The 25313-nt window shown below is 59.1% G+C and carries 24 protein-coding genes; 7 read left to right on the top strand and 17 right to left on the bottom strand.

What is annotated here, in order from left to right; translation table 11 throughout:
• Window positions 1-99 precede the first annotated feature (99 nt).
• The gene (gene hupB, locus WNZ14_RS16070; protein ID WP_342869629.1) at window positions 100-372 is read left to right on the top strand and encodes a DNA-binding protein HupB; all 273 of its coding nucleotides are present in this window, start codon (window positions 100-102) and stop codon (window positions 370-372) included.
• Between the two features lie 602 nt (window positions 373-974).
• On the top strand, window positions 975-4538 hold the full coding sequence (gene dnaE, locus WNZ14_RS16065) for a DNA polymerase III subunit alpha (protein ID WP_342869628.1): 3564 nt from the start codon (window positions 975-977) through the stop codon (window positions 4536-4538).
• A 127-nt stretch (window positions 4539-4665) separates the two neighbouring features.
• On the opposite strand, the gene WNZ14_RS16060 is transcribed toward dnaE, so the two are convergent.
• The 5 genes from WNZ14_RS16060 to WNZ14_RS16040 form a co-directional block, all read right to left on the bottom strand.
• Window positions 4666-5337, bottom strand: a complete 672-nt coding sequence (locus WNZ14_RS16060; RefSeq protein ID WP_342869627.1) for a hypothetical protein — start codon at window positions 5335-5337, stop codon at window positions 4666-4668.
• Between the two features lie 128 nt (window positions 5338-5465).
• The gene (locus WNZ14_RS16055) at window positions 5466-5705 is read right to left on the bottom strand and encodes a hypothetical protein (protein WP_342869626.1); all 240 of its coding nucleotides are present in this window, start codon (window positions 5703-5705) and stop codon (window positions 5466-5468) included.
• Between the two features lie 79 nt (window positions 5706-5784).
• Window positions 5785-6408 carry a hypothetical protein gene (locus WNZ14_RS16050; RefSeq protein WP_342869625.1) on the bottom strand — a complete coding sequence of 208 codons (624 nt, stop codon included), beginning with the start codon at window positions 6406-6408 and terminating at the stop codon, window positions 5785-5787.
• Between the two features lie 193 nt (window positions 6409-6601).
• On the bottom strand, window positions 6602-7477 hold the full coding sequence (locus WNZ14_RS16045; RefSeq protein ID WP_342869624.1) for an AraC family transcriptional regulator: 876 nt from the start codon (window positions 7475-7477) through the stop codon (window positions 6602-6604).
• Between the two features lie 182 nt (window positions 7478-7659).
• Window positions 7660-8973 carry a DNA polymerase IV gene (locus tag WNZ14_RS16040; RefSeq protein WP_342869623.1) on the bottom strand — a complete coding sequence of 438 codons (1314 nt, stop codon included), beginning with the start codon at window positions 8971-8973 and terminating at the stop codon, window positions 7660-7662.
• Between the two features lie 94 nt (window positions 8974-9067).
• On the opposite strand from WNZ14_RS16040, the gene WNZ14_RS16035 reads away from it, so the two are divergent.
• On the top strand, window positions 9068-9625 hold the full coding sequence (locus WNZ14_RS16035; protein WP_342869622.1) for a GNAT family N-acetyltransferase: 558 nt from the start codon (window positions 9068-9070) through the stop codon (window positions 9623-9625).
• 64 nt (window positions 9626-9689) lie between these two features.
• On the opposite strand, the gene WNZ14_RS16030 is transcribed toward WNZ14_RS16035, so the two are convergent.
• Complete coding sequence (locus tag WNZ14_RS16030) at window positions 9690-10346, bottom strand: hypothetical protein (protein WP_342869621.1); 657 nt, start codon at window positions 10344-10346, stop codon at window positions 9690-9692.
• Window positions 10343-10609: a DUF3572 domain-containing protein gene (locus WNZ14_RS16025; RefSeq protein WP_342870257.1), complete on the bottom strand. Its 267-nt coding sequence runs from the start codon at window positions 10607-10609 to the stop codon at window positions 10343-10345. Before WNZ14_RS16025 ends, WNZ14_RS16030 begins: the two co-directional genes overlap by 4 nt.
• 79 nt (window positions 10610-10688) lie before the next feature.
• Between WNZ14_RS16025 and WNZ14_RS16020 the strand changes: the two genes are divergently transcribed.
• From WNZ14_RS16020 to WNZ14_RS16010, 3 genes are read left to right on the top strand one after another with little or no spacing between them, the layout of a single operon-like run.
• On the top strand, window positions 10689-10832 hold the full coding sequence (locus WNZ14_RS16020; RefSeq protein ID WP_342869620.1) for a hypothetical protein: 144 nt from the start codon (window positions 10689-10691) through the stop codon (window positions 10830-10832).
• A complete protein-coding gene (locus WNZ14_RS16015) occupies window positions 10829-11200 on the top strand; it encodes a response regulator (protein WP_152009157.1) in 372 nt (123 codons plus the stop codon). Before WNZ14_RS16020 ends, WNZ14_RS16015 begins: the two co-directional genes overlap by 4 nt.
• A gap of 15 nt (window positions 11201-11215) precedes the next feature.
• Window positions 11216-12589 carry a PleD family two-component system response regulator gene (locus WNZ14_RS16010; RefSeq protein WP_342869619.1) on the top strand — a complete coding sequence of 458 codons (1374 nt, stop codon included), beginning with the start codon at window positions 11216-11218 and terminating at the stop codon, window positions 12587-12589.
• 436 nt (window positions 12590-13025) lie between these two features.
• Here the strand turns inward: WNZ14_RS16010 and rpmG are convergent, their stop codons facing one another.
• The 6 genes from rpmG to topA form a co-directional block, all read right to left on the bottom strand.
• Window positions 13026-13193, bottom strand: coding sequence for a 50S ribosomal protein L33 (gene rpmG, locus WNZ14_RS16005; protein ID WP_007197024.1), 168 nt, complete (start codon window positions 13191-13193; stop codon window positions 13026-13028).
• A 92-nt stretch (window positions 13194-13285) separates the two neighbouring features.
• Entirely contained in the window at window positions 13286-14470 is a 1185-nt protein-coding gene (locus WNZ14_RS16000) for an MFS transporter (protein WP_342869618.1), read from the bottom strand.
• A 10-nt stretch (window positions 14471-14480) separates the two neighbouring features.
• Entirely contained in the window at window positions 14481-15200 is a 720-nt protein-coding gene (locus WNZ14_RS15995) for an NUDIX hydrolase (protein ID WP_342869617.1), read from the bottom strand.
• Entirely contained in the window at window positions 15197-15649 is a 453-nt protein-coding gene (locus WNZ14_RS15990; RefSeq protein WP_342869616.1) for a DUF983 domain-containing protein, read from the bottom strand. Before WNZ14_RS15990 ends, WNZ14_RS15995 begins: the two co-directional genes overlap by 4 nt.
• Window positions 15650-15715: 66 nt before the next feature.
• On the bottom strand, window positions 15716-18085 hold the full coding sequence (rnr, locus tag WNZ14_RS15985) for a ribonuclease R (protein ID WP_342870256.1): 2370 nt from the start codon (window positions 18083-18085) through the stop codon (window positions 15716-15718).
• Window positions 18082-20724: a type I DNA topoisomerase gene (gene topA, locus WNZ14_RS15980; protein WP_342869615.1), complete on the bottom strand. Its 2643-nt coding sequence runs from the start codon at window positions 20722-20724 to the stop codon at window positions 18082-18084. The genes rnr and topA overlap by 4 nt, the downstream gene beginning before the upstream one ends.
• Before the next feature lie 252 nt (window positions 20725-20976).
• On the opposite strand from topA, the gene WNZ14_RS15975 reads away from it, so the two are divergent.
• Complete coding sequence (locus WNZ14_RS15975) at window positions 20977-21186, top strand: hypothetical protein (protein WP_342869614.1); 210 nt, start codon at window positions 20977-20979, stop codon at window positions 21184-21186.
• On the opposite strand, the gene dprA is transcribed toward WNZ14_RS15975, so the two are convergent.
• From dprA to WNZ14_RS15955, 4 genes are read right to left on the bottom strand one after another with little or no spacing between them, the layout of a single operon-like run.
• The gene (dprA, locus tag WNZ14_RS15970; protein ID WP_342869613.1) at window positions 21183-22334 is read right to left on the bottom strand and encodes a DNA-processing protein DprA; all 1152 of its coding nucleotides are present in this window, start codon (window positions 22332-22334) and stop codon (window positions 21183-21185) included. The genes WNZ14_RS15975 and dprA overlap by 4 nt on opposite strands.
• On the bottom strand, window positions 22334-22942 hold the full coding sequence (gene plsY, locus WNZ14_RS15965) for a glycerol-3-phosphate 1-O-acyltransferase PlsY (RefSeq protein ID WP_342870255.1): 609 nt from the start codon (window positions 22940-22942) through the stop codon (window positions 22334-22336). Before plsY ends, dprA begins: the two co-directional genes overlap by 1 nt.
• 60 nt (window positions 22943-23002) lie before the next feature.
• A complete protein-coding gene (locus WNZ14_RS15960; RefSeq protein WP_342869612.1) occupies window positions 23003-24289 on the bottom strand; it encodes a dihydroorotase in 1287 nt (428 codons plus the stop codon).
• The gene (locus WNZ14_RS15955; protein ID WP_342870254.1) at window positions 24286-25221 is read right to left on the bottom strand and encodes an aspartate carbamoyltransferase catalytic subunit; all 936 of its coding nucleotides are present in this window, start codon (window positions 25219-25221) and stop codon (window positions 24286-24288) included. The genes WNZ14_RS15960 and WNZ14_RS15955 overlap by 4 nt, the downstream gene beginning before the upstream one ends.
• Window positions 25222-25313: the final 92 nt, after the last annotated feature.

Genomic DNA, 25313 nt, shown 5'->3' with positions numbered 1-25313 from the left:
GCCCGGGTTTCCGGGGAGTTTGGTTGCGCGGGACGTCGAGATGCGTAGGATCACCGCATCGAACGAAATGAGTCGACATAACGCCAGAAAGGGACGGAAATGAACAAGAATGAACTCGTGGCAGCTGTTGCCGAAAAGTCAGGCCTCACCAAGGGCGATGCAACTTCGGCTGTGGAAGCAGTTTTCGAAACCATCACCGGAGAGCTCAAGAATGGCGGCGACGTGCGTCTGATCGGCTTCGGCAACTTCACCGTTTCGCGTCGCGAAGCCTCGAAGGGCCGCAACCCGCAGACCGGCAAGGAAGTCGATATTCCTGCACGTAACGTGCCGAAGTTCTCGGCCGGCAAGGGTCTCAAGGACGCTTGCAACTAAGCTGCTTTTTCAAGCACAACACTTGAGAGCCCGGGCGCCAGCGTCCGGGCTTTTTGCTGGGCTGATCATGGCTGTGCGGCGCAATTGAAAGCCGAACTGCGAGGGGCGCCACGGGCACGCTGACGGTATCCACGAGTCGAAAACAGTGGAAACTTCAGGTGCGGAAAAATCACGTTAATGCAATTGACAAGAGAACAAATATGGAACATAAGTAATACATAGAGGGAATTAACAGGAGTTGATCATGACCGCATTTGCCCGTGACATTGCCGCATTCGTTTCCATGTCCCTGTTCGTAGCGAGCTTCGCCGTTCTCGCAATGGCGTTCTGATTGCGCTGAAATTTGATGCTGGTTTGCTGTAGACTGTTGCGCGGCAAGCCAAGCGCCGCATTTGAATGGTGGTGAGGGTTTGGGAGTTTCCCGCTTTACGTAAGGCGCGTTCCGGTCCTCGATGAAAATGCAATACCACTGAACTATAAACCGCTGCTGATTTAGGCGCGCGTGCTCTGGACTTTATGGTCCGGGTCCTCACAATTGAAGTTTGAGTCTTCGGTCGCACTGTTGCGGTGAAGGACTGCGGATCAGACGGCAGAGGGCATCAATGGCACGCGAAAACAAGTCGGCGAAACTGCTGGCCAATCTGGCTGCGGGAACAGGGCAGGCGCGCGGGCGCGCCAAGCAGGCTGACGAACGTGGAGCAGGGAGTTGGCCTGGCTTCGTTCATCTGCGGGTACATTCCGCCTATTCGCTGCTCGAAGGCGCGCTTCCGATCAAGACACTGCTCAAGCGGGCGGTAGCCGATGACCAGCCGGCGCTTGCGATCACCGACACCAACAATCTTTTCGGGGCGCTCGAGTTTTCGATCAAGGCCATGGAAGCGGGTATTCAGCCGCTGATTGGATGCCAGCTTGATATCGATATGGAGGACGGTCAATCCGGCGATCGCCGGTCTCACCGCGATCACCTGCAGAAGGCTCCATCCATTGTCTTGTACGCCGCAACGCCCGCCGGTTATGACCGGCTCGTGGCCATTGTTAGTCAGGCCTATCTTGGCGGTGACAACAGCGACCGCCCGCATATCATGCTGTCCTGGCTGCAGGAGGGCGCCGAAGGACTGATAGCGCTCACCGGATCTGCTGGCGGCCCGGTCGATCATGCCGTGCGCGAAGGGCACCCCGAACAGGCGAGGGCGCGTCTCGATACACTCAAACAGGTTTTCGGTGACCGGCTTTATCTTGAGTTGCAGCGCCAAGGTGGATACGATCGGGCTCATGAAGCCAAGATGATCGCACTCGCCTATGACGCCGAAGTTCCGCTCGTGGCCACCAACGAGGCTTTTTTCCCCACGCCCGATGATTTTGAAGCCCATGATGCGTTGATGGCTGTGGCATCCAATGCCGTCATGTCGGACGACCGCCGCCCTCGGCTCAGCGTCGACAATTGCCTCAAGTCCCGTTTCGAAATGACGGAACTGTTCGCTGATATCCCGGAAGCCCTGGAAAACACGATCGAAATTGCCCGGCGATGCAGCGCCATTGTCGAGAGCCGGGCACCGATTCTGCCGCGCTTTACCGGCGGTGGAGAGGACGATCCCAAGGCAGCGCTTGCCGCGGAAGCCGCCGAACTCAGGCGCCAATCGATCGAGGGCCTTGATCGTCGGCTGGCACGGATTGGTCTGGCCGAGGGATATTCGGAAACCGACTACCGCGAGCGGCTTCAGGTTGAACTCGATATCATCGAGAACATGAAGTTTCCGGGTTACTTCCTGATCGTGGCCGACTTCATCAAGTGGGCCAAGGATCACGACATCCCGGTGGGACCTGGCCGTGGTTCGGGCGCGGGTTCGCTCGTGGCCTATGCTCTCACCATCACCGATGTCGATCCATTGCGCTTCTCGCTGCTGTTCGAACGCTTTCTCAATCCCGCCCGCGTGTCGATGCCTGACTTTGACATCGACTTCTGCCAGGACCGGCGTGAAGAAGTCATCCGGTATGTGCAGAAGAAGTATGGCCGCGAGCAGGTTGGCCAGATCATCACCTTCGGAAGCCTGCAGGCGCGCGCGGCGTTGCGCGACGTCGGCCGGGTGCTGGAAATGCCCTACGGCCTGGTCGATCGCATCTGCAAACTGGTGCCCAACAACCCGGCCAGCCCGACGCCATTGCACAAGGCAATCGAGGAAGAACCGCGTTTCAACGAGGAAGTCGAGAAGGAGCCCGCCGTCGGACGTCTTCTCGACATCGCGCAGAAGCTCGAAGGCCTCTACCGCCACGCCTCCACCCACGCTGCCGGTATCGTGATTGGCGATAGGCCGCTGTCGCAACTGGTGCCAATGTACCGCGATCCGCGCTCGGACATGCCGGTTACGCAATTCAACATGAAATGGGTCGAGCAGGCGGGCCTGGTCAAGTTCGACTTTCTGGGCCTCAAGACTCTCACCGTGCTCAAGACCGCGGTCGGTTTCATTGCCAAGCGCAACATCACGATCGATCTCGAAGCCCTGCCGCTGGATGACAAGCCGACCTACGAGATGCTCTCGCGCGGCGAGACTGTCGGCGTGTTCCAGGTGGAATCGGCTGGCATGCGCAAGGCGCTCATCGGCATGCGTCCCGACCGGATCGAGGACATCATTGCGCTTGTGGCACTCTACCGTCCGGGCCCGATGGAGAACATCCCCGTCTACAACGCCCGCAAGCACGGCGAGGAAGAACTCGCATCGATCCATCCCAAGATCGACAATTTGCTGGCCGAGACGCAAGGCGTGATCGTCTACCAGGAGCAGGTGATGCAGATCGCCCAGGTTCTGGCCGGTTACTCCCTCGGCGAAGCCGACCTTCTGCGCCGCGCGATGGGCAAGAAGATCAAGGAGGAAATGGACAAGCAGCGCGCCCGCTTCGTCGAGGGCGCGGTGGAGCGCGACGTCTCCAAGCCGCAGGCCGACATGATTTTCGATCTCTTGGCCAAGTTCGCCAATTACGGCTTCAACAAGTCCCACGCCGCAGCCTACGGCATCGTTTCCTACCAGACGGCCTATCTGAAGGCGCACTATCCGGTCGAGTTCCTTGCAGCGTCCATGACGCTTGATATGTCGAACACTGACAAGCTGGTGGATTTCCGTCAGGATGCCAGACGGTTGGGGATTGAGGTCGTGGCGCCGTCGGTTCAGACCAGCTTCCGCCATTTCGAGACCGGCGACAACAAGATCTACTACGCGCTCGCTGCCATCAAGGGTGTGGGCGACGCGGCTGTCGAGCATATCGTCGAGGTCCGTGGCGACACGCCGTTTGCCTCGCTTGAAGATTTTTGCACCCGCATCGATCCGCGCCAAGTCAACCGCCGGGTGCTGGAAAGCCTGATTGCCGCCGGTGCATTTGACAGTTTCGGCCACGACCGGGCAATGCTGAGCGGTGGACTTGACCGCGTTCTCGGCTTCGCCCAGCGCGCGCAGGAAAACCGTATCAGCGGCCAGAGCGACATGTTCGGCATCGGTGGCGGTGGTGCGACGGAAGCCGAAACCATCCAGTTGCCTGCCACGATGCCATGGCTGCCGGCCGAGAAGCTGCACCGCGAATATCAAGCACTCGGCTTTTATCTCTCCGCCCATCCGCTTGATTCCTATAATGATCTTCTCGCAAAAATGCGGGTTCAGACCTGGGCTGATTTCTCGCTTGCAGTGAAGGCGGGGGCCACCGCGGGCCGGCTCGCAGGCACTGTAACCAGCAAGCAGGAACGCAAGACCCGTACTGGCAACAAGATGGGCATCGTGGCCTTTTCCGACAGCTCCGGCCAGTATGAGGCGGTGCTGTTTTCCGAAGGCTTGGCGCTCTACCGTGAATTGCTTGAGCCCGGCAAATCCATCGTCATTACCGTTACCGCCGAGGAACGACCGGAAGGCATCGGACTGCGCATCCAGACTGCAGATTCGCTTGAGGACCGCGCGGCGCGGGGGCAGTCGGCGCTCCGGGTCTATATGCGTGATGCACGCCCGCTCAATTCGGTATCGACCCATCTGAAGTCCCGTGGCGAGGGCCAGGTCTCCTTCGTCATGATCAAGGATGATGGCCGTCGCGAAATCGAAGTCACCTTGCCTGACCGCTACAAGATCTCGCCGCAACTGGCCTCTGCTCTAAAGGCGGCGCCGGGTGTGCTTGACGTCGAACTGGTCTAGCCATTTCGATCCCGGGCAGGGAAATCCGTTGTGACAGTCTTCCTGGGCTTTGTGCTGTCGAAAGGTTTTTGCCAGTCGCGCGCCGGCACATTTCTCCTGTTCCTCTCCAGTCGGGTTAATCTGACGACTAGGGAAGGGGGCCAGCCACAAAAGACCCGTTTTGGTCATCGAAATGGACGTTTTGAGCTGCATGGCTCGCGTCGAAATCGAGAATCAGTGGTGGTTGAACCGTGACCACCGCCATGCTGCGTTTGCGCATCCGGCTTACCTTGAAGTTGGGAATCGCATCACTTGGCAGCGCCATGCCGAGCTGTGCGTTGCCGAGCAGGGTCAACAATATCTGATTTGAGATCTCGAAACTGCCGAGACCGTTAGCCAGCAGCGAGGCTGCGCAGGTGATGGCGAGAGATTGGGCTTGCCCATTGACCGTGAAGACCCTGGCAAGTCCGCAGGTCGCCGAGCTGCCCGAACCGTTTGATACCTGAATGGTCTTTGCCATGCTGGTTGAACCAGTCTGGGTTATCAAGCTGCCGTTATAGGTAAACACCTGCCCTGAAAGGGCGGAATTGGAAGAGTTGATTTGCGGCACCGAATAGGCTGACAGGCCGTAGGCTGAAGCATAGACAAACTCGTCATCTGTCCATCTGATCTGCATGGTTCCGGTGGCTGAGGTGAGCACCGCAACGATTTGATAGGTCGCATTTTGCTGCGGCTGCAACAATGCGACTGACATCCCGGAATTGGCAATCGTTTGCAGTCCGGCCTGGTCAATTTGGATTTCGAGGAAATAGTCCGTCATTGTGCTGTCCGGCCCCGGAGTTGGAAAGCGATGGATCGCGAATGATCCTTTCATCGACAACGAAGGCATATGCCCGGAGTGGAAAGCAGATCACTCCGGGCAAACGCTTGTCGGAAGCTGAGCCGGGCCTACCAGCTCAGTGTCAGATTGTCCGGACCGGGCACGGCTGTGGTGTTCGTCACCGATACGGTGTGGCTGTTGATATGGTAGGTGTCGACCACGCCAACCGCCGCAACATGAGCGGCTGCCGCTCCGCCATTGGTCGAAATGGTATAGGGCGTTCCGACACCGATGATGTGAAGGTCGCCTGCGATCACATTGGCTCCGATATTTGCCGTGTGACCGCGGGGAAGTGCCTGATTGGGCATGGTATTCTCCCATTGTCGACGATGGTTGTATTCAATCTGTCATGGGTCTTCGAGAAGGGATGGTCCTCCTCGGACGGGCCTAGGACATGATGAACTGGTTGTTCTGATCGTTGTAGGCGATACTTGCCGTCGTGTTGGTGGTGTACTGAACGGTCAAGGCATTGCCCGCGACGCTGGAGATCACGATGCCGTTGTCGGAGTAAAACGACGTGTAGACCAGGATGGTTTCGATCGGGGTGAACAGGGCGGTCTGGTTATAGAGAATGCCCACCGCGCACATGGGGGCAGAAACGGTGGTGCCGTTGACGCTTGCGCCCTGCACCAGTCCGCCGGTGACCATGGCCGTCGTGCCAATAACGAGGTTCGGATCGCTGTTGATAAGCTGGTATTGGGTCGGCCCGACCGAACCGGAAACGCCCGGATCGAAATAGCCTGCCGTGTTGAGGGTGTAGCTGCTGCCGCCGATCGCAGTTGCTTCGGAACTGGTGATGATCTTTGCACCTGCTTGGGCATTGGTGGTCGAGGAGTAGACGGAATACTGCTCGGTCCACGTGACCGAATTGGCCAGTTGCGGCGTGAAGGTGATCCATGCGGTCTGTTTGGCGCCGGAGCTTTGCTTGACGATGGTGACTTTCTGACCTGTCGCATTCAGAGCGTTCAGGCCGGCGGTGTCAAAAGAGATGTCCAGTTGGTAGGTCGGCATAATGATCGTCCTTTTAAGTTTTGATCGAACAAATGACCTGTAAATATAAAGGCCATGTTCGGTTTTCAGGATTTAGAAGCACGATTTTCATTTATATAAATCGAGGAAGTGCGTATAGTTTGACGCATTCAGCAGTTTATATGAAGAAAATCATGTTTATATAATACGAAAATTGGAAAAGGATGATCTTTAGTCATTCAGGAATATTGTTGATTGATTCAGGCTTTCTGTAATCATAAGGTGTCAAGCCAAAGTGGCGTCTGAATGCTGTTGTGAAATTGGCGGGCAGGTCATAGCCGTGATCAGCCGCGATCACGTTGATCGGAGCGTCTGTGAGCCGCAACTGGCGCGCAGCGCTCTCGAGGCGCAGCTTGCGTTGCCAGGCGAGCGGCGGAAGGCCCATTTCCCGTTTGAACGCCTCATTGAGGGTGTTGTGGTTGGTGTTGAACATTTGCGCCAGTGATCTGACCGAGATGGACGAAGCGATCTGGTCCGCCATGAAGGCGCAACAACGCTCTACGAGAGCGACGCGCGAAAACCGGTGATTGGGATCCTTGAGTGAATAGGCCCGGGATTGAGCGAGAAGGCGTGCATAGAGTTCTGGTGCGAGAATGGGCCAGCTGAGAAAGTCAGCGAACCCGGTCATATAGGCGTTTTGGCGGCTGGTGGTTTCCGGGTTGATGAGGGCGATGTTAGAAAACGCATTGCTGAAGCTGGGCAGGGCTTCTGGCCCGGCGCCTGAAAAGCGGTGCCGGCAATCAAAGATGACGATCTGGTTGTCGACGATGCCTTTTTCGGGGGACGTTTCAAAAAAGTCGAGATTTGCGGTGTTGTGGATGTTGTTGCGCAGCAGCCGGTCAAGGCCCCGGTCGTCAGAGTCGACCAGAAGCCTGAAGGTCTCCAATCCGCGGTGCGTAGTCGTGCGGAAGAAAACGATATGGCGAACAACATTCCTCACGTGAGTGCAACCTATGCGAGATATAGGAAAATAATCAACCATAGGAGAAAAATATGCAAAGAAGTTCAGGGGGTCTTTTGGGCCATTCACTGGAACCATTGCGGGCGTCATTTTTTTCGCGCGTCTGCGAGGCAATGACATTTCAGGCCAGCGGTGGGCAAGCAGGCGTTTTGCATCAGATGAGATGCGCGGTCACACCACGGATTGTATGGGACGGCTGGCGCCATGAGTTGCAAGTCCGGGCAGAGCCTGTATCGGGCTTGCCCCCGCAACCGTCCTCAGCGCTGCAGGCTTTAGTCTTCGTCCGCCTGCCGCATCTTGCGCGAAGTTCCGAAGGTGTAGCCGGTCTCGACGATGTCGCGGCCGAATTTCTGCCGCACCTTGTCGATGGCGCTTTCGGCCACCGCGCGCCTCGCCGCGGCCGGATCGACCAGGTCGGGCGGGTCGGCACGCGCAGCATCGGTGAGATCGGATACGCCGATGCCGATCAGCCGGAATCGGTCCTGGCCAAGTTCGCGCTCCAGCAGGTGCAGGCCGGTGCGGAAGATCCGGTCGGCGAGAACCGTCGGGTCTTCAAGCTTGAAATTGCGCGTCCGGCTCTTGAAATCGGCGGTCTTGAGCTTGAGCACCACCGTCTGCCCGGCAATGCCGGACGCCTTGAGGCGGAACGACACTTTCTCGGCCAGGCGCCTCAGAACCGGGACAAGGTCCTTGGCTTCCGAGAGGTCCGAGTTGAAGGTGGTTTCGGCAGACACGCTCTTGGCACCCTCGTTGGCGTGCACGGTGCGCTCATCCTCGCCGCGCGCCAGGTGGTAGAGCCGCTTGCCCATGACGCCATAGCTGCGCATCAGCGCGGTCTCTTCCATCGTCTGCAACTGTCCAATGGTACGGATGCCGTCGCGTTCCAGCGTTGCCGTGAAGGCCTTGCCGACGCCCCAGATCAGCGACACGGGTCGCGGCGCCAGGAACGCCATCGCCTCCTGCTTGCCGATCACCGAAAACCCGCGTGGCTTGTCGAGGTCGGAAGCAACCTTGGCGAGGAACTTGCAATAGGACAGGCCGACCGACAGGCTGATGCCGATTTCGGCTTCCACCCGCGCCGCAAAGCGCGCCAGCGTGCGGGCAGGGGTGTCCTTGTGCAATCGCTCGGTGCCGGCAAGATCGAGAAACGCTTCGTCAATCGAGATGGGCTGCACCAGCGGGGTGAGTTCCTCCATCATCCGCCGCACCTCGCGCCCGACCCGGACATATTTCTCCATGTCGGGCTTGATCACCACAGCGTCCGGGCAGGCATCCAACGCTTTGAACATCGGCATCGCCGAGCGCACCCCGTGAATGCGGGCAATGTAGCAGCAGGTGGAGACAACACCGCGTTTGCCGCCGCCGATGATCACCGGTTTGTCGGCAAGCTCCGGATTGTCGCGTTTTTCCACTGTCGCGTAAAATGCGTCGCAGTCCACATGCGCCAAGGTCAGCTCGTTGATCTCGGCATGGCGGACGATGCGCGGGCTGCCGCAGCTCACGCACCGTCGTCCCGCACCGGCAGGCGTCAGGCAATCGCGGCAAAAGCCGGGTATGGGAGCTGGAGAAGACGGGGTTTGGGGCATGGGTTCGCATATGAGAACAAAGGTTGAACATTTCCAGATTACGCAATAATCTTTGGACTCACAAGCCTGCCTGAGCAGCCGGAGCCCGAACCACGTGACCCTTGATATCCGCCCTGTCACGCCCGATTTGTGGCCATCGCTGGAAACCCTGTTCGGGCCGCAGGGTGCCTGTTACGGTTGCTGGTGTAGTTATTTCCGGCTGGCACCAAAACACCGTGAGGCGTTGAGCCGTGATGACAAGAAACTGCTTCTGAAAGAGGCTGCCGCAGCGCCGTTGCCGCCGGGGTTGATCGCGCTTGATGACGGCGTTCCAGTGGGCTGGGTGCAGGTAACGCCCCGCACCCACGTGCCGCGCTGGAACACCACGCGCACGGTCTCCCGGCCGCTGGACGGCGATGATCCGTCAGATCTAGGCCTTTGGGCGATATCCTGCTTCTTTATCCAGTCGAAACGGCGCGGGCAGGGGATCAGCCATGCTCTGGTAGAAGCCGCGGTCTCCCATGCGCAGGACAATGGCGCGCGGATTGTCGAGGCTTGCCCGATTGAAAAGGCGAAGCATTCCAAATCCGTCGGACTTTTGGTTGGTTCGGTGTCGGTGTTCGAGAAAGCCGGCTTTCACGTCGCCGCAGAGCGAAGTCCGGACGCCCGCTGATGCGAAAAATCCTCGCATGACCGGCTATGCGGACTGGGTGCAAACAGAGATGGCGCAGTTCCGCTCAGCCGGCGTTGGCATCGAAATGGGCTTTGATCAGCTCTTCGGCATGCGGCCAGTCTCGGGCGAGGTCGACACCGTCGCCAGGGTGCGGAGCCAACGCGCGGAACGTATCATTGGCCATAAGATTGAGCAGCAGGGTTTCAGGCACATGCTTGCGCACCGATTGGAGATTGGTGAAAATGTCATCGATGAACACCACGGGCTGCGCCCGCGCGCCATGCAGGGCAAGAACCGCTGGCCCTTTGGGGGATTCGGTTGCAATCATCGGATAGTCGAACCCGTGCTGCGTGAGCAGGCTTCGCCGAGCCGCGCGATGTCGCGGTGGCATTGCGGTCAGAAACACGATATCCGCCTTGTCCGAAAGCCGCGACAGGCTTTCGGCGGCTGCAATCACCGGCGTCTGCCACTCATCCTGGGCTTGGAAGAACGCTTCCAGCATTTCGCTGACCTGATCTCCCGGTGTCTCGCTGCCATCGGTGCGATTGAAAACATTGCCGTGCAAGCGGAACGATGTGGCCCGCAACTCGTGGCCATTGTGGGTGAGATAGGCCGAAAATGGCGTAACAAACTCCAGCACGACCTCGTCTATGTCGCAGACGATCAATGGGCGATCACCCAGGTACAGATCATCATGTTCGGCGTCAGGGATCAGCATCATTCGACCTCGCCTGTGCCGCCCAGTGTCCGGAAGGCGCGGGATATTGCTTCGGGCCGGGTGTCGGTTGCCGCACAGAAGTCCAGCAGCGTCGGTTCATGGCTCATCAGAAACCCAAGAACGCCTGCCAGGAACCCGGGCTCTTTGGCCGCTTCACGTAAATTGGAGGCCTCCAGCCCGGTCAATGCAAGAAAACGGCCCATCAGCTCAGGCTCTCCCGCAAGCCAGACCAGCACGGCAATCGCTGTTTCTTCCGCATCCGCCATCGCTGTATTGTCCTTCCAAAGTATCATGCACTGTATTCGAGATGACCGATTACCACTTTTTCAACCTAATGGAACTAAGATGGCGATGATGACCGGTTTTGCGGATCTTGTTTTGCGCAGAATGGAGCTGTCGAAGGCCTGCGATACGCGTCGCTGGCCACCGGCGAAGACGGGATCCGGCGAGCGGATGGTCGGGCTGGATCGAGGATTGGATCGGATATGACAAAGCAGGTTATGATTGTTGAGGACAACGAACTCAACATGAAACTCTTTCGGGACCTGATCGAAGCGTCAGGTTACAAGACGATTCAGACCCGCAATGGCCTGGAAGCCATGGATCTTGCCCGCAAGCACCGTCCCGATCTCATCCTGATGGACATCCAGTTGCCCGAGGTCTCCGGCCTCGAGGTGACCAAGTGGCTCAAGCAGGATGACGATCTTCACGTGATTCCCATCATTGCCGTGACCGCGTTCGCGATGAAGGGGGATGAGGAGCGCATCCGTCAGGGTGGTTGCGAAGCCTATATTTCCAAGCCCATTTCGGTGCCCAAATTCATCGAGACCATCAAGACCTATCTGGGCGATGCATGAGGTTGGAGATCTGACATGACCGCGCGTATTCTGGTGGTTGATGATATTCCTGCCAATGTGAAGCTTCTCGAAGCTCGGCTTCTGGCCGAGTATTTCGAGGTGCTGACCGCTGCCGACGGCATGACAGCACTCTCCATTTGCGACCAGACGCAGGTCGATCTTATTCTGCTCGACATCATGATGCCCGGCATTGACGGCTTCGAGGTCTGTGAACGGCTCAAGAACAATCCGCGCACTGCGCATATTCCGGTCGTCATGGTCACGGCCCTCGATCAGCCTGCCGATCGCGTTCGCGGACTCAAGGCCGGCGCTGATGATTTTCTCACCAAGCCGGTCAATGATCTCCAGCTGATGACAAGGGTCAAAAGCCTGATCCGCTTCAAGGCTTTGAGCGATGAGCTGCGTCTCCGCGCCGAGACTGCGCGCAGTATTGGCCTTGAAGCGCTTCTCTCGCCTCACCAGGGCAAGCTGGAGGAGCCGGGCATGGTGCTGCTGGTTGAAAGCCGCGCCAATACGCAAGACCGCATGTCGCGGGCACTCAACGGCATCGCCGAGATTACTGCGATGGCCGATCCTCAGGCCGCACTGTTCGAGGCAGCCGACAAGCCTTATGAACTTGTGATCGTATCCTCGTCACTGGAGGACTATGATCCGTTGCGACTGTGCTCGCAGCTGCGTTCGCTTGAACGGACGCGTTTCATCCCGATGCTGGTGGTTGCGGAACAGGGCGAGGAGGATCTGGTGATCCGCGCGCTCGAACTGGGCGTCAATGACTACCTGCTGCGCCCGCTTGATCCCAATGAACTCCTTGCTCGCAGTGTCACCCAGATTCGGCGCAAGCGCTATTCCGACAAATTGCGCTCAAGTCTTTCTGAGTCGGTTGAATTTGCCGTCACCGACGCGCTGACCGGTCTCAACAATCGGCGCTACCTTGATACCCATCTGGCAACGCTGGTGGATCGCTCGAATCGCCGCGGACGCCCCTTGTCGGTGTTGATCACCGATATCGATTTCTTCAAGTCGATCAATGACACCTATGGGCACGAGGGTGGCGACGATGTCTTGCGTGAGTTCGCCAAGCGCGTGCGCAGCGCTGTGCGCGGTGCAGATCTTGCCTGCCGCTACGGCGGCGAGGAGTTCGTTGTGGTGATGCCGGATACAACATCCGAGATTGCTGCCCAGGTGGCTGAGCGGCTGCGTGATGCGGTCGCAGGCGCGCCATTCAGGATCTCTGCCACAGGAGCCTCTGCACCGGTGACGACATCCGTCGGCATCGCAACGCTTGAGGCAGATGGCGAGGGCGCAGACGCCCTGATCCGCCGTGCGGACAAGGCGCTTTATCAGGCCAAACACGATGGTCGCAACCGTGTTGTCGGGCAGGCCGCCTGACCGTTTTTGCAATGTTGTTGCTACGGTTGCGGTATTAAATCAAAGATACACAATAGATTTTATACGCCTGACGCAAGGCGCAATAATAGTTAAAATTGTTCGTAATATTAACCACTTCAAGCGATATGCTGAATGAAGTGTTAAGGAACTATTGATTTTTTACAGCTTTGGAACACATATGTTTTTCATATGAAGCGTTTTGGCACTGTCATCTAGACATGCTGTGACACCAATCATTTTCCTATACCCCATGATGTTCAGGTCCGCCGCATCTCCTGGGTCGTGGGGTGGCCGATCGAGATCGAGTGCACAGTGGTATCCTCGTTCCACGCCTTTGTTTCGATCGGCCCTCGACACAAAAAACCCGCTTCCGGAAGGAGGCGGGTTTTTTTGTCTACCGTCGAACACCTGCCCTTGGGCAGGTGACCAAGCCAGATTACTTGATCTTGGCTTCCTTGAATTCGACGTGCTTCTTTGCAATCGGGTCGTACTTGGTCTTCACCATCTTGTCGGTGAATGTACGGCTGTTCTTCTTCGTGACGTAGAAAAAGCCGGTGTCTGCAGTCGACAGGAGCTTGATCTTGATTGTGGTCGCCTTGGCCATGGTGTCTTGCCTTCTTCAAAAATGAAGCCGCGGACAGCACAAAAGGCTCCACGGCGAAACTTGCGCGGAAACTACAAAAGCCGCCGGGAAAGTCAAGTCCGTTTTGGACGTAGCACTATACGAAACAACGTAAGGGCCACATAAATCGCGAAAAAGAACGCCAGCGCCCAGGCAAATCCGTGATTGCCGAACATATCCATCGAGACGCCGATGGTTTGCGGACCCACCAGCATGCCAAGCGCATAGCAGAAAACAAACGCTGCGTTGGCCGAAGCGAGATCCGCGCCGTGCAGTTTGTCGCCCAGATGCGCCAGGCCGACCGTATAGAGGCCTGCGACGCTGCCGCCCCAGAACAACAGGATAGCGGCTGTCAGCAGCCAGTTGTGGATCAGGAAGGGCAGGGCGAGTGAACCCACCAGTCCGATAATCGCAAACAGCGAGAGCAGTGGCCGCCTGTCTTTCATCCGGTCGGCGATCAGGCCGACTGGGATCTGGAACAACACGTTGCCCAGTCCCATCATTACGAGGAGCAGGGCGCCTTGTGATTCGGTAAAGCCGGTACGGCTGGCATAGATCGGAAACAGCGACAGCCCTCCCGATTCAACCGCCCCGAAAATGAACACGGCAGCGGTGGCAGTGGGAACCAGCCACAGGTAACGCAAGAATGGAAGGTCCGGCTGTGAATCGATCACCGGGTTTTCCTTGCGCGCCATGAGAATGGGTATGGCTGCCAGCAGAATAATGCCTGCTCCGATGGCAAAGGGCAGGATGCCATCTGAGCCGATGACCGAGAAGATCAGCGGCCCGGCGGCAAATCCGAGCGACAGCACCGTGGCGTAGATGCCAAGCACAAGCCCTCGGCGTGACGGGGGGGCTGCGGTGTTGATCCAGAATTCGGAGAGAACGAACAGGACGGTTATGGCGCCATGGAACACGATCCGCAGCGGAAACCACATCCACAGTGCTTCGGCGTAGTAAAATCCCAGCGCGCTGGCAGATGCTGCGATGATCGCCAGCACCATCGTGTTCACCACGGTCAGGCGCTGCGCGACCATGGTTGTGAGCGGGGCAGCGACCATTGCGGCGACACCGGCCATCGCCGAGTTCAGACCGATCATGGTCGACGATACGCCGCGTTTTTCAAGGATGATCGACAGCAGCGGCAGTCCGAGCCCGATGGCGATACCAACCGCTGTAATGGCCGCAACAGCAGCGATCAGAGCTGGCCAGTGAATATCCTCGCGGATCACGGGGGAGCGGGAGGATGAACTGTCCATTGGGATCGCCTTAAATCAATTCGCGAACGAATCGTCCGTTGCGGGAGTAGTAGAACGGAACGGCTTTGCCAAATGGTAAAGATGGGTCTTCTGCCAGCGCCTGCACCAGATCTGAGAGAATCACTCTGGTAATGCGTGGCAGCGGGTGGCTTTCATGGGCATCAATCGGCAGCCATGTCAGGTCATGCAGCTCATCGCTGTCGCGAACCGCGGTTGGTTCAAGTCCAAGCTCGTCGCAAAAGCAGGCGAAGAATCGAGTGTCGAACCTCCGGGACTGGCCGGGAGGCGTGATCGCGCGGGCAAGGAAACGGAACTTGGAGACATCCGGGCACAGTGCACCGGCATATTCGGATGGTGTGAGCGAAAGATGCGCCTCTTCCATCATTTCCCGTGCCGCCGCAACCGCCAGGCCGCGGGCGGCATGGCCATGAAACCGGGCCTGTGTTCGGGTCAGAAGCTTGTCCAGGACGTCGTCGCGCAACGGATGCGCAAGCGGTGCCCTGTTATCGCCCGGGTCGCGCCGGCCGCCGGGAAACACGTAGAGGTCGGGCATGAAGGCGTGGCCCTTGCCACGCTTGCCCAGAAGGGCGCGCGGTACCTTGCCGCTTCGGTCCATGAGAATCAGCGAAGCCGCGTCCCGTGGGGTCCGCGGCGGATGCCGCTTTTCGCTTGTCCTGGCCTGATGATCCTCGGTCAGGAGTGCGGTGTTGGCGGCAACGCTGTCGTTCATCGCGCATCCTCATAAGCGGGCTCGGCGAGCAAGGGCTCTTCCGACTCACCGCCGAACCCATGCATACGCAACGCCCATTGCAGTCCGATGACCCCGCCCTTGATCGGCTGAAGCATCGCCAGGGTGAGAACAATCGTGGCCGGGATCCAGATCATCAGATGCTGCCAGCTTTCAAGCACCAGCCAGGTGTCGGTGGCCATGAACCCGGCAACAACAATGTGGCCGACAACGAAGATCGCCAGATAGGCCGGGAAATCATCGGCGCGGTGATGGAACATTTCCTCGCCGCACTCGGAACAGGCATCCACGGGCTTGATGTAGGCCTTGAACAGCTTGCCTTCGCCGCAATTGGGGCAGCGGCCGAGAAGGCCGCGCTTGACTGCACCCCAGATGTTTCTTGGCGTCTCCTGATGGGCGCCTTCGGCTTTGTTGCCGCCAAATTCGAGCATTTGCGTTCTCCTGATACTGATCAGTCGCAATGGGTGCGGCCGGATCGTTGTTCGCTCACTGCTGTCTTAGCGCCGTCCGCGAGGTGGCCGTGTGCCAGGCTTCTTGGGGCCGCCTCGGCCGCTGCGTCCTGACTTGTGAAACGATCGCGTGCCTTTGGGCATGTTCTGCCCCTCGCTGAGCATCTCAAAGCGCATTGAGCCTGCCAGCGGGATCACTTCGACCAGTTTGACTTCCACTCCATCCCCCAGACGATACCCCAGACCAGTTTTATCGCCGGTTAACGCCTGATGAGCCTCGTCATAGTGATAATAGTCTAATCCCAATGTTGAAACAGGAATAAATCCATCTGCGCCAAATTGAGGCAGGCTGACAAAGAGTCCCGATTTCGTAACCCCGGAAATGCGTCCGTCAAACGCTTCGCCGAGGCGTCCGGCCAGATGGTGCGCCACCAGCCGGTCAACGGTTTCGCGTTCGGCAGCCATCGCGCGGCGCTCGGTTGTCGAGATCTCCGCGGCGATATTTTCCAGAGCAGCTTCTTCCGCGGGCGTAATGCCACCTTCGCCCAGTCCCAGCGAGCCGACAAGCGCGCGATGCACGATCAGATCTGCGTAGCGCCGGATTGGTGAGGTGAAGTGCGCATACTTCATCAGGTTGAGACCGAAGTGACCAATATTTTCAGGCGAATATATGGCCTGGCTCTGGCTGCGCAGAACCATCTCGTTGACCATGTCCTGATAGGGTTCCCCAACCGCCTTGGCCAGAATGCCGTTGAAGGCATTGGCGCGGATGGCCGCACCGCGGGCCAGCGACAGGTTCAGTGTACCAAGGAACTCGCGCAACACTTCCTGCTTTGCCAGCGATGGCTGGTCATGGACGCGGTAGATCAGCGGTTGCCGGCGTTTTTCCAGCGTTTCTGCAGCCGCAACGTTCGACTGGATCATGAATTCTTCGATCAGCCGGTGCGCATCGAGCCGTTCGGGAACGATCACCTTGTCGACCTTGCCCTCAGGCGTGAGCAGGATCTTGCGCTCCGGCATGTCGAGATCAAGTGGCTGACGCCGGTCCCGCTCCCGCTTGAGCACGCTGTAGGCATGCCACAGAGGCTTGAGGACAGCGTCGATGAGCGGGCCGGACTTGTCGTCGGGGTTGCCGTCAATCGCCGCCTGCGCCTGCTGATAGGACAGTTTGGCGGCACTCTTGATCATGACCCGGTGGAAGCGATGACCGACCTTTCGCCCCTCTGCGGAAAACACCATCCGCAGCGCCAGCGCAGGGCGATCCTCGCCTTCGCGCAGGGAACAAAGGTCGTTCGAAATCCGCTCGGGAAGCATCGGCACGACACGGTCGGGGAAATAGGCCGAGTTACCGCGCTTGAGTGCTTCGCGGTCGAGCGCAGATCCGGGTCGCACATACCAGGAGACATCGGCAATTGCGACGGTAACGATGACGCCGCCCAAATTGTCCGGGGAGGGGTCTTCTTCAGCAAAGACCGCGTCATCATGGTCCTTGGCGTCATGCGGATCGATCGTGACCAGCGGGATATGCCGCCAGTCTTCACGCCCGCCTGAAACCGGCGCCGGCTTTGCGTTTTCTGCGGCCTCGATCACCTCTGCCGGAAACACGTGCGGAATGCCGTGCGAATGGATGGCGATCATAGAGATCGCTTTTTCGCCTTCGACCGAGCCCAGCACCGCGTGAACCTTGGCGCGCGGAAGTCCCATGCGGCCCAGACGCGCGGCCTCGGCCTCGACCAGATCGCCGTCCTTGGCGTCTCCGATGAAATCGGGATCGATTGTGTATTCATCACCACGCCGTTCGATCGGCATCAGCCGGCCACCGCCGCCATCAGTTGACCTGAAGACCCCGAGGATCAGCCCGTCGCGCCGGTCGAGTATCTTCATGATCCGGGCGGTGTAGGTTGTGCCCTTGTCATGCGGAGCCGCAAAGATCCGCGCCAGCACCCTGTCGCCGATGCTCGCCGCAGTCGATGGAGCGCGGGATTTGCTGCGGTCACGGCCGGCGTTGGACTGTCGCACCGTCACCATGGGGGCTGCGCCATGATCCTCAAGCCATTCCGCCGGGCGGGCGATCAGATCGCCGTCGCTGTTGCGCATGGTGATCTCGAGCACCGTGACCGCAGGCAGAGTGCCCGGCCGCCGCAGCATTTTCCGGTCACGCTCGATCATCCCTTCGTCTTCGAGATCCTTGAGCATGTCCTTCAGCTCGGCCCGTGTGTCGCCCTTGATCCCGAAGGCCTTGGCGATATCTCGCTTTGATGCACGGTCAGGGTTTTCGCTGAGGAAACGCAGGATCGTTTCCTTGTCCGGCATGTCACCGCGGCGGAAAGCAGGGCGCGTGTCGCCCTGATTGCCATCGGCTTTGCCGGATGTTGGTTTTCTGGTCCCTGGTTTGCGGGGAGGATGTCCCAAATTCAGTCCTTCTTTGCCTTGGCGGCTGCGGGTTTCTTGGCTGCAGCCGGCTTCTTGGCCGCTGCTTTCGGCTTTGCCTTGGCCTTGGTGGCTTTCTTGGCCGGCGCCTTGGTCTTCTTGCCCGACGTTGCAGCCTTGGCGGCGATCATTTCGAGCGCTTCCTCGACAGTGACCTCAGCCGGCACCTTGTCCTTGGGCAGGGTGGCGTTGATCTTGCCCCAGTTGACGTAAGGACCGTACTTGCCATCGCGCACGGTGATCTCACCGCCATCAGGGTGATCGCCGAGACTCTTCAGCGCCGTCGGGGTGCCGCGTCCACGGCCCGGGCCCTTGGCCTGCTTTTCAGCAATCACGGTCACTGCGCGATTGAGGCCGATGGAGAACACTTCCTCGACGCTCTCGAGATTGGCGTAGGTGCCATCATGCAGAACGAATGGACCGTAACGACCGAGGCCAGCGGAAATCATTTTCCCGGATTCCGGATGCTGGCCGACATCGCGCGGCAGGCTCAGAAGCGCCATGGCCTTTTCATGGTCGATGGAATCGACCGCCCAGCCCTTTGGCAGGCTGGCGCGCTTGGCCTCCTTGCCGTCACCGCGCTGGACATAAGGTCCGAAACGCCCGGTGCGCAGGGTGATAGGCTCTTCCGTGTGCGGATCTTTGCCCAGATCCCTAGGCTCGTTCGACAGTGCCGCATCGCCTTCAGTGCTCTGATCGTTGGAGAGCTGGCGGGTGAAGTTGCAGTCCGGATAATTCGAACACCCGACAAAGGCGCCGTATTTGCCCAGTTTGAGCGACAGGTTTCCGGTGCCGCAGGTGGGGCAGATCCGCGGATTTGACCCGTCCTCACGCACCGGGAAGACCAGCGGCGCAAGCGCTTCGTTGAGTGCATCGAGCACCTGCGTGACGCGAAGGTCCTTGGTGTCGTCGATATGCTGATGGAACTCGGTCCAGAATTCGCGCAAGACGTCCTTCCAGGCCAGCTCGCCTGCGGAAATCCGGTCGAGCTTTTCTTCAAGATCAGCGGTGAAGCCGAATTCGACATAGCGGTTGAAGAAGTTCTCCAGGAACGCGATGACCAGACGACCCTTGGGTTCGGGTGTCAGCCTGCGGTTCTCGATGAGCACATATTCGCGGTCGCGCAATGTCGCCAGCGTCGAGGCATAGGTCGAAGGCCGGCCGATGCCGAGTTCTTCCATCTTCTTGATCAGCGAGGCTTCCGAAAACCGCGGCGGAGGTTCGGTGAAATGCTGGGTCGCGTTGATCTTTTCCTTGGCCAGCGCTTCCTGCGCATTGATCTCGGGCAGCCGGGCATCGTCATCGTCGCCGTCGGATTGCTCGCCATCTTCCTTGGCATCGGTGTAGGCGGCGATGAAGCCGTCGAAGCGGACTACCGATCCGGTTGCGCGAAGGCCTGCCGTCTTGCCGTCCTTGAAGGCAGTGATGTCGACAGTGGTCCGTTCGATCTCTGCGGACGCCATCTGGCTGGCGGTCGCGCGCTTCCAGATCAGGTCATAAAGCCTGAGCTGATCGGCATCGAGATAGCGTTTGACGTCATCGGGCGCGCGTTCGAAACCGGTCGGGCGGATGGCCTCGTGGGCCTCCTGCGCATTCTTCGCCTTCGTCGAGTAGATGCGCGCCTTCTCCGGCACATAGCGTGCGCCGAAGCGTGTTTCGATGGCGGCTCTGGCCTCATCGATCGCCTCGGGCGCCATCTGCACGCCGTCTGTTCGCATATAGGTGATCAGACCCACGGTCTCGCCGCCGATGTCGATGCCTTCATAAAGCTTCTGCGCAACCTGCATGGTGCGCGAGGCGTTGAAACCGAGTTTGGAGGAGGCAGCCTGCTGCAGCGTTGACGTGGTGAACGGCGGCGAAGGGTTGCGCCGGGTCGGCTTGGCCTCGACGCTGTCCGCGACAAAGGACGCGCCTTCGAGCATATCCTTGATGCTGGTCGCGCGATCGCCGTTGGTGACCGACATCTTTGTGATCTTCTCACCGTCATGCGATGTCAGCCGGGCAGTGAAGCCGTCGCCGCGCGGGGTCTTGAGATCAGCCGCGATCTGCCAGTATTCCTCTGAGATGAAGCGTTCAATCTCACTTTCACGGTCGCACACCAGCCTGAGCGCCACGGATTGAACCCGGCCTGCCGAGCGCGCGCCCGGCAGTTTGCGCCACAGAACCGGCGACAGATTGAAGCCCACCAGATAATCGAGTGCCCGGCGCGCCAGATAGGCGTCGACCAGTGGCGTATCGATTTCGCGCGGGTTCGCCATTGCGTCGAGAACGGATTTCTTGGTGATCGCGTTGAAGACGACGCGGGAGACTGTCTTGTCCTTCAGCGCCTTCTTCTTTGTCAGAACTTCCAGCACATGCCAGGAAATGGCCTCGCCTTCGCGATCCGGGTCAGTTGCCAGAATGAGTGAATCAGCACCCTTGAGTGCTTCGGTGATGTCCTTGAGCCGCTTGTTGGAAGCCGCGTCGACCTCCCAGGACATGGCAAAGTCTTCATCGGGAAGCACCGAGCCATCCTTGGCTGGCAAGTCACGGACGTGGCCGAAAGACGCCAGGACTTTGTACCCGCTGCCAAGGTATTTGTTGATCGTTTTTGCCTTCGCAGGCGATTCCACTACCACTACATTCATAAGTTGCTCGCATTCGGCCATGGGATTCGGCATGCCGCGCGAATTCGCGCCGTACCGATTTGGCCCACGAAATGTACATCGAATGCGGCGCGGTCAAGCCCATCTTCCGATTTACGGCCATTTCGCAACCCGAATACAACCATTGCGCGATTGCAACCGTATTGCAATTTAAGATATCTGAGTTATCTTGTTTTCTTGATCTGTGCACCATGCGCAATGAGCATATGCGCGGGAGAATGCAAGGAAGCAACGATGCCGACCCACCCCTCTCAAAGCAATTTGGAGAAAGCTCGATCCGAGCAGAAAATCACTTACGTCAGGCAGATGCTGGGGGAGTTGGGAATTGTTGCCCGGAGTGAAAACGCCGACATGCTGTGCTATCTGATCGAAATGGCTTATCTCGAGGCCGGCGATGTGCTGGCTGGCAGCAGGCCGATCAGCCGGGTTGAGAGATCTAACTAGTCCCCGTCAAAGGCCAGCGACACCATGCCGCCAGGATGGCGGTGCAACCGTCCAGCCAGATCGAGCTCGATCAACACCAGGTAGACGGTTTGCGCAGCAACACCGGTGTGCCGGATGATATCATCAATTTCGGCAGGCGAGGGGCCCAGAGCCTCGATCACACGGGTGCGCTCGTCATCATGCGGCTCATTGAATGGTGCGCCGTCCTCGCTGTCGGGTTCCTCTAGATAGGGCTCGTCATCAGGAAAAAGTCGGCTTGAGGGCGCCAGCGCATCGATCACATCGCGGCTTTCGGTGGTTACGATCGCGCCGTCCTTGAGCAACCCGTTGGCCCCTGCAGCGCGTGGATCAAGCGGCGATCCTGGAACTGCAAACACAAGCCTGCCAAAATCGGCTGCGCGCCGTGCGGTTATCAGCGAGCCGGAGCGCTGGGCTGCCTCGATCACGACCAGCCCGAGACCGATACCAGCAATCAGCCGGTTGCGTCGCGGAAAATCCCGCGCCCGCGGTTCCCAGCCCATTGGCATTTCGCTGATCGCAAGACCGTTGCCCGCGCAGATATCCTTGTAGAGTTCGTTGTTTTCTGGCGGATAGGGTTGGTCGAGACCACCGGCCAAGGCCGCGATGGTGCCGCTCTCCAGGCTCGCCCGGTGTGCCGCTGCGTCAATGCCGCGTGCAAAGCCCGAGACGATGACATATCCGGCTGTGCCCAGTTCACGCGCCATGCGCGCGGCCATCTTGGCGCCAGATACCGATGCATTGCGCGCGCCGACGATCCCTACAGAAACCCGTGTCGCAAGTGCCAGATCGCCGATTGCCGTAATCAGCGGCGGTGCGCCGTCGATGCGTCTGAGTGCTGGTGGATAGTCGGGCTCGCCGATGCCGATGAAGACCGCGCCGAATTTCTGCGCGGCCTCGAGTTCGCGCTCGGCTTCATCTACGCTCGCGACCCGGATCGAACGGGCCGATCCGCCGCGCCGGGACAATTCCGGCAATTGGTCGATAGCGGTTTCAGCCGAGCCGAAATGATTGATCAGGTCGCGAAAGGTTGCCGGACCGACATTGTCGGAGCGGATCAGCCGCAGCCAGTTGAGCCGTTGGCGATCGGAAAGGGGGACACCGCGTCTCCCTTCGTCGCCGGCGGACATCAGCCCTTGGCCCCGATCCTGCTTTCAGTACCTGAAAGCAGTCGACTGATGTTCTGGTGATGTTTGAGGATGGTGATCAGCGACATCACCACAAACAGCGACGCCACTTCGGGCCGCCCGTAAAGATAAAGTGAGATCGGCACCACGATCGCCGCAGCCAGAGCCGCTAGCGAGGAATAACGGAAGATCTTGGCCATGCCGAGCCAGACTGCGGCAAACACCAGAACAATGAGCGGCGCCAGACCCAGCAGCACGCCGAGATAGGTCGCAACACCCTTGCCGCCCTTGAATTTGAGCCATACCGGATAGAGGTGTCCGAGAAAGGCGCCAAGCCCGGCAATCAGTGCTGCTTCCAGGCCAAGGAACTGACGCGCGACGACAACCGCGATTGTACCCTTCAGGGCGTCGGCAAGCAGCGTCGCAGCTGCAAGCTTCTTGTTGCCGGTGCGCAGCACGTTGGTTGCGCCGATATTGCCAGACCCGATCGTCCGCACATCCCCGAGCCCGGCCATGCGGGTGAAGATCAGACCGAAGGGGATCGAGCCGCAAAGATAGCCAAAAAGCAGTGACCCGAGCATCAGGGGAGCGGAAAGGGTCCAGGTGATCATTTCAGGCACGACGCGATTTTCCTCCCTCACGACCAGGCACTAGCAGCATCATAACCGCTGTCAGGTTTGATAAACTGTGACACCTGCAACCATGGTTTGCAATACTTTGCCGGTAAACCGGGCGTCCTCAAAAGCACTGTTTTTGGACTTCGAGGCAATATCGTCCTTGGACAGAACCCAAGGATAATCAGGGTCGACGAGAGCGATATCCGCGCGTGCGCCGGGCTTCAGCGTTCCCGCATCGAGACCAAGGATTTGCGCCGGACGCGTCGAAAGCGCATCAATGAGCCGCATCAGCGGAACATCGCCCGAATGATAAAGCCTCAGTGCTGCTGACAACAGGGTTTCAAGCCCGATCGCACCGTTTTCGGCGTCCGCGAAGGGCAAGCGCTTGGTGTCGACATCCTGCGGATCATGAGCTGAAACGATGATGTCGATCGCGCCATCGGCAAGGGCTGCGACCATGGCGCTGCGATCATCCTCGGTCCGCAGAGGCGGCGACAGCCGGAAGAACGTGCGGTATTCGCCGATATCGGTCTCGTTGAGTGTGAGGTGATTGATCGAAATTCCGGCCGTCACATCAAGCCCTCGTGCCTTGGCGGCGCGAATGATATCGGCGGACTCAGGTACAGAGATGCTCATCGCGTGATAGCGCGCACGGGTCAGGGCTGCGAGCCGCAGATCGCGTTCGAGCGGGATGATTTCGGCCTCGCGCGGAATGCCCGGCAATCCGAGCCAGCTTGCAAACAGGCCTTCGTTCATGACGCCGGCGCCGCCCAGCCGACGGTCTTGCGTCGCCACCGCGATCACGGCGCCAAAGTCACGCGCATAGGTCATGGCGCGCCGCATCACGGCGGGATTGTCAACTGTATGGCGTCCGTTGCTGAGCATGACGGCGCCCGCTTCCAGAAGCAGGCCGAATTCGGTCATCTCGTCGCCGTCGAGGCCCTTGGTCAGCGCCGCAGCCGGGTGGACGCGGACAATCGCTTCATCGCGCGCCAGTCTCTGGACAAAATCAACCAGCGCCACGTCATCGATCACCGGATCGGTGTCGGGCATCATGATGATAGAGGTGACGCCGCCCTTGGCGGCCGCCCGGCTGGCGGACGCGATGGTCTCGCGGTGCTCGGCGCCTGGTTCGCCAATGTGCACACAGGCATCGACCAGTCCGGGAATGGCGATCAGTCCGGTGCAATCCTCGATTTCGGTATCCGCTGGCGCGTTGAACCCGGAAGCACTCGCACCGCAGGCCGCGATCTTGCCGTCAATAATGATGATGTCGCCGATCTCATCCATATTGGTTGAGGGATCGACAATCCTGACATTTTTCAGCAGGCGAGCGTTCATCGGGCAAGCTCCCCGTGCAGCATCAGCGTCTCCATGACGGCCATTCGCACTGCGACCCCCATCTCGACCTGCTGCTCGATCACGCTCTGCGGCCCGTCGGCAATATCAGATGCGATTTCAACGCCGCGATTCATCGGCCCGGGGTGCATCACGAGTGCATCTTCCTTGGCAGATTTCAGCTTGTCGGCATCAAGACCGAAATAGCGGAAATATTCGCGCACCGATGGCACGAAGGATCCGGCCATGCGCTCACGCTGCAGGCGGAGCATCATTACCACATCCGCATCCTTCAGTCCGTCCTCCATGCGCTGGAACACTTCCACGCCCATGTCGGCGATCCCTGAGGGAAGAAGCGTTGAGGGGGCGACCACACGAACCCGCGCGCCAAGCGCATTGAGCAGCAGGATGTTCGAGCGGGCAACGCGGGAATGCAGCACATCACCGCAGATGGCGACGATCAGCCGTCCGACCTTGCCCTTGGCGCGGCGGATGGTTAGCGCGTCAAGCAGCGCCTGTGTCGGGTGTTCGTGGGCACCGTCGCCCGCGTTGATCACCGGGCAGCCGACCTTCTGCGACAACAGCGCCACCGCACCGGCCGACGAATGACGCACAACCAGTACATCCGGCCGCATGGCGTTGAGCGTCATGGCCGTATCGACCAGGGTTTCGCCCTTCTTGACGCTGGAATTGGCGACCGACATGTTCATCACATCCGCGCCAAGCCGTTTGCCGGCCAGCTCAAACGAGGCTTGCGTCCGGGTCGAGGATTCAAAGAACAGATTGATCTGGGTGAGGCCGCGCAGGGTCGAGGTCTTTTTTTCGCGCTGGCGCGAGATTTTGACCGCCTCGTCCGCCTGATCCAGCAAATAGTGGATGTCCGGCTCCGAAAGCCCCTTGATTCCGAGCAGGTGGCGGTGCGGAAATGACATCATGCGTCCCATCGGGTTGAGGTCCCATGCATGTACCGTATCGTTCAAACCGACGCATTTTAACGATACCGCACGTGCATTTATTCCATATGCTA

Source organism: Hoeflea sp. AS60 (genome assembly GCF_038900115.1).
GTDB lineage: Bacteria > Pseudomonadota > Alphaproteobacteria > Rhizobiales > Rhizobiaceae > Hoeflea.
The sequence above is the reverse complement of the archived record's forward strand: the minus strand, read 5'-3'. Positions and strand labels throughout refer to the sequence as shown.

What these genes read in the sequence shown, in the direction of transcription:
- hupB (WP_342869629.1), top strand. Translation starts at nt 100, where the DNA reads ATGAACAAGAATGAACTCGTGGCAGCTGTTGCCGAAAAGTCAGGCCTC.
- dnaE (WP_342869628.1), top strand. Translation starts at nt 975, where the DNA reads ATGGCACGCGAAAACAAGTCGGCGAAACTGCTGGCCAATCTGGCTGCG.
- WNZ14_RS16060 (WP_342869627.1), bottom strand. Translation starts at nt 5,337, where the DNA reads ATGACGGACTATTTCCTCGAAATCCAAATTGACCAGGCCGGACTGCAA.
- WNZ14_RS16055 (WP_342869626.1), bottom strand. Translation starts at nt 5,705, where the DNA reads ATGCCCAATCAGGCACTTCCCCGCGGTCACACGGCAAATATCGGAGCC.
- WNZ14_RS16050 (WP_342869625.1), bottom strand. Translation starts at nt 6,408, where the DNA reads ATGCCGACCTACCAACTGGACATCTCTTTTGACACCGCCGGCCTGAAC.
- WNZ14_RS16045 (WP_342869624.1), bottom strand. Translation starts at nt 7,477, where the DNA reads ATGACGCCCGCAATGGTTCCAGTGAATGGCCCAAAAGACCCCCTGAAC.
- WNZ14_RS16040 (WP_342869623.1), bottom strand. Translation starts at nt 8,973, where the DNA reads ATGCCCCAAACCCCGTCTTCTCCAGCTCCCATACCCGGCTTTTGCCGC.
- WNZ14_RS16030 (WP_342869621.1), bottom strand. Translation starts at nt 10,346, where the DNA reads ATGATGCTGATCCCTGACGCCGAACATGATGATCTGTACCTGGGTGAT.
- WNZ14_RS16025 (WP_342870257.1), bottom strand. Translation starts at nt 10,609, where the DNA reads ATGGCGGATGCGGAAGAAACAGCGATTGCCGTGCTGGTCTGGCTTGCG.
- WNZ14_RS16020 (WP_342869620.1), top strand. Translation starts at nt 10,689, where the DNA reads ATGGCGATGATGACCGGTTTTGCGGATCTTGTTTTGCGCAGAATGGAG.
- WNZ14_RS16015 (WP_152009157.1), top strand. Translation starts at nt 10,829, where the DNA reads ATGACAAAGCAGGTTATGATTGTTGAGGACAACGAACTCAACATGAAA.
- WNZ14_RS16010 (WP_342869619.1), top strand. Translation starts at nt 11,216, where the DNA reads ATGACCGCGCGTATTCTGGTGGTTGATGATATTCCTGCCAATGTGAAG.
- rpmG (WP_007197024.1), bottom strand. Translation starts at nt 13,193, where the DNA reads ATGGCCAAGGCGACCACAATCAAGATCAAGCTCCTGTCGACTGCAGAC.
- WNZ14_RS16000 (WP_342869618.1), bottom strand. Translation starts at nt 14,470, where the DNA reads ATGGACAGTTCATCCTCCCGCTCCCCCGTGATCCGCGAGGATATTCAC.
- WNZ14_RS15995 (WP_342869617.1), bottom strand. Translation starts at nt 15,200, where the DNA reads ATGAACGACAGCGTTGCCGCCAACACCGCACTCCTGACCGAGGATCAT.
- WNZ14_RS15990 (WP_342869616.1), bottom strand. Translation starts at nt 15,649, where the DNA reads ATGCTCGAATTTGGCGGCAACAAAGCCGAAGGCGCCCATCAGGAGACG.
- topA (WP_342869615.1), bottom strand. Translation starts at nt 20,724, where the DNA reads ATGAATGTAGTGGTAGTGGAATCGCCTGCGAAGGCAAAAACGATCAAC.
- WNZ14_RS15975 (WP_342869614.1), top strand. Translation starts at nt 20,977, where the DNA reads ATGCCGACCCACCCCTCTCAAAGCAATTTGGAGAAAGCTCGATCCGAG.
- dprA (WP_342869613.1), bottom strand. Translation starts at nt 22,334, where the DNA reads ATGTCCGCCGGCGACGAAGGGAGACGCGGTGTCCCCCTTTCCGATCGC.
- plsY (WP_342870255.1), bottom strand. Translation starts at nt 22,942, where the DNA reads ATGATCACCTGGACCCTTTCCGCTCCCCTGATGCTCGGGTCACTGCTT.
- WNZ14_RS15960 (WP_342869612.1), bottom strand. Translation starts at nt 24,289, where the DNA reads ATGAACGCTCGCCTGCTGAAAAATGTCAGGATTGTCGATCCCTCAACC.
- WNZ14_RS15955 (WP_342870254.1), bottom strand. Translation starts at nt 25,221, where the DNA reads ATGATGTCATTTCCGCACCGCCACCTGCTCGGAATCAAGGGGCTTTCG.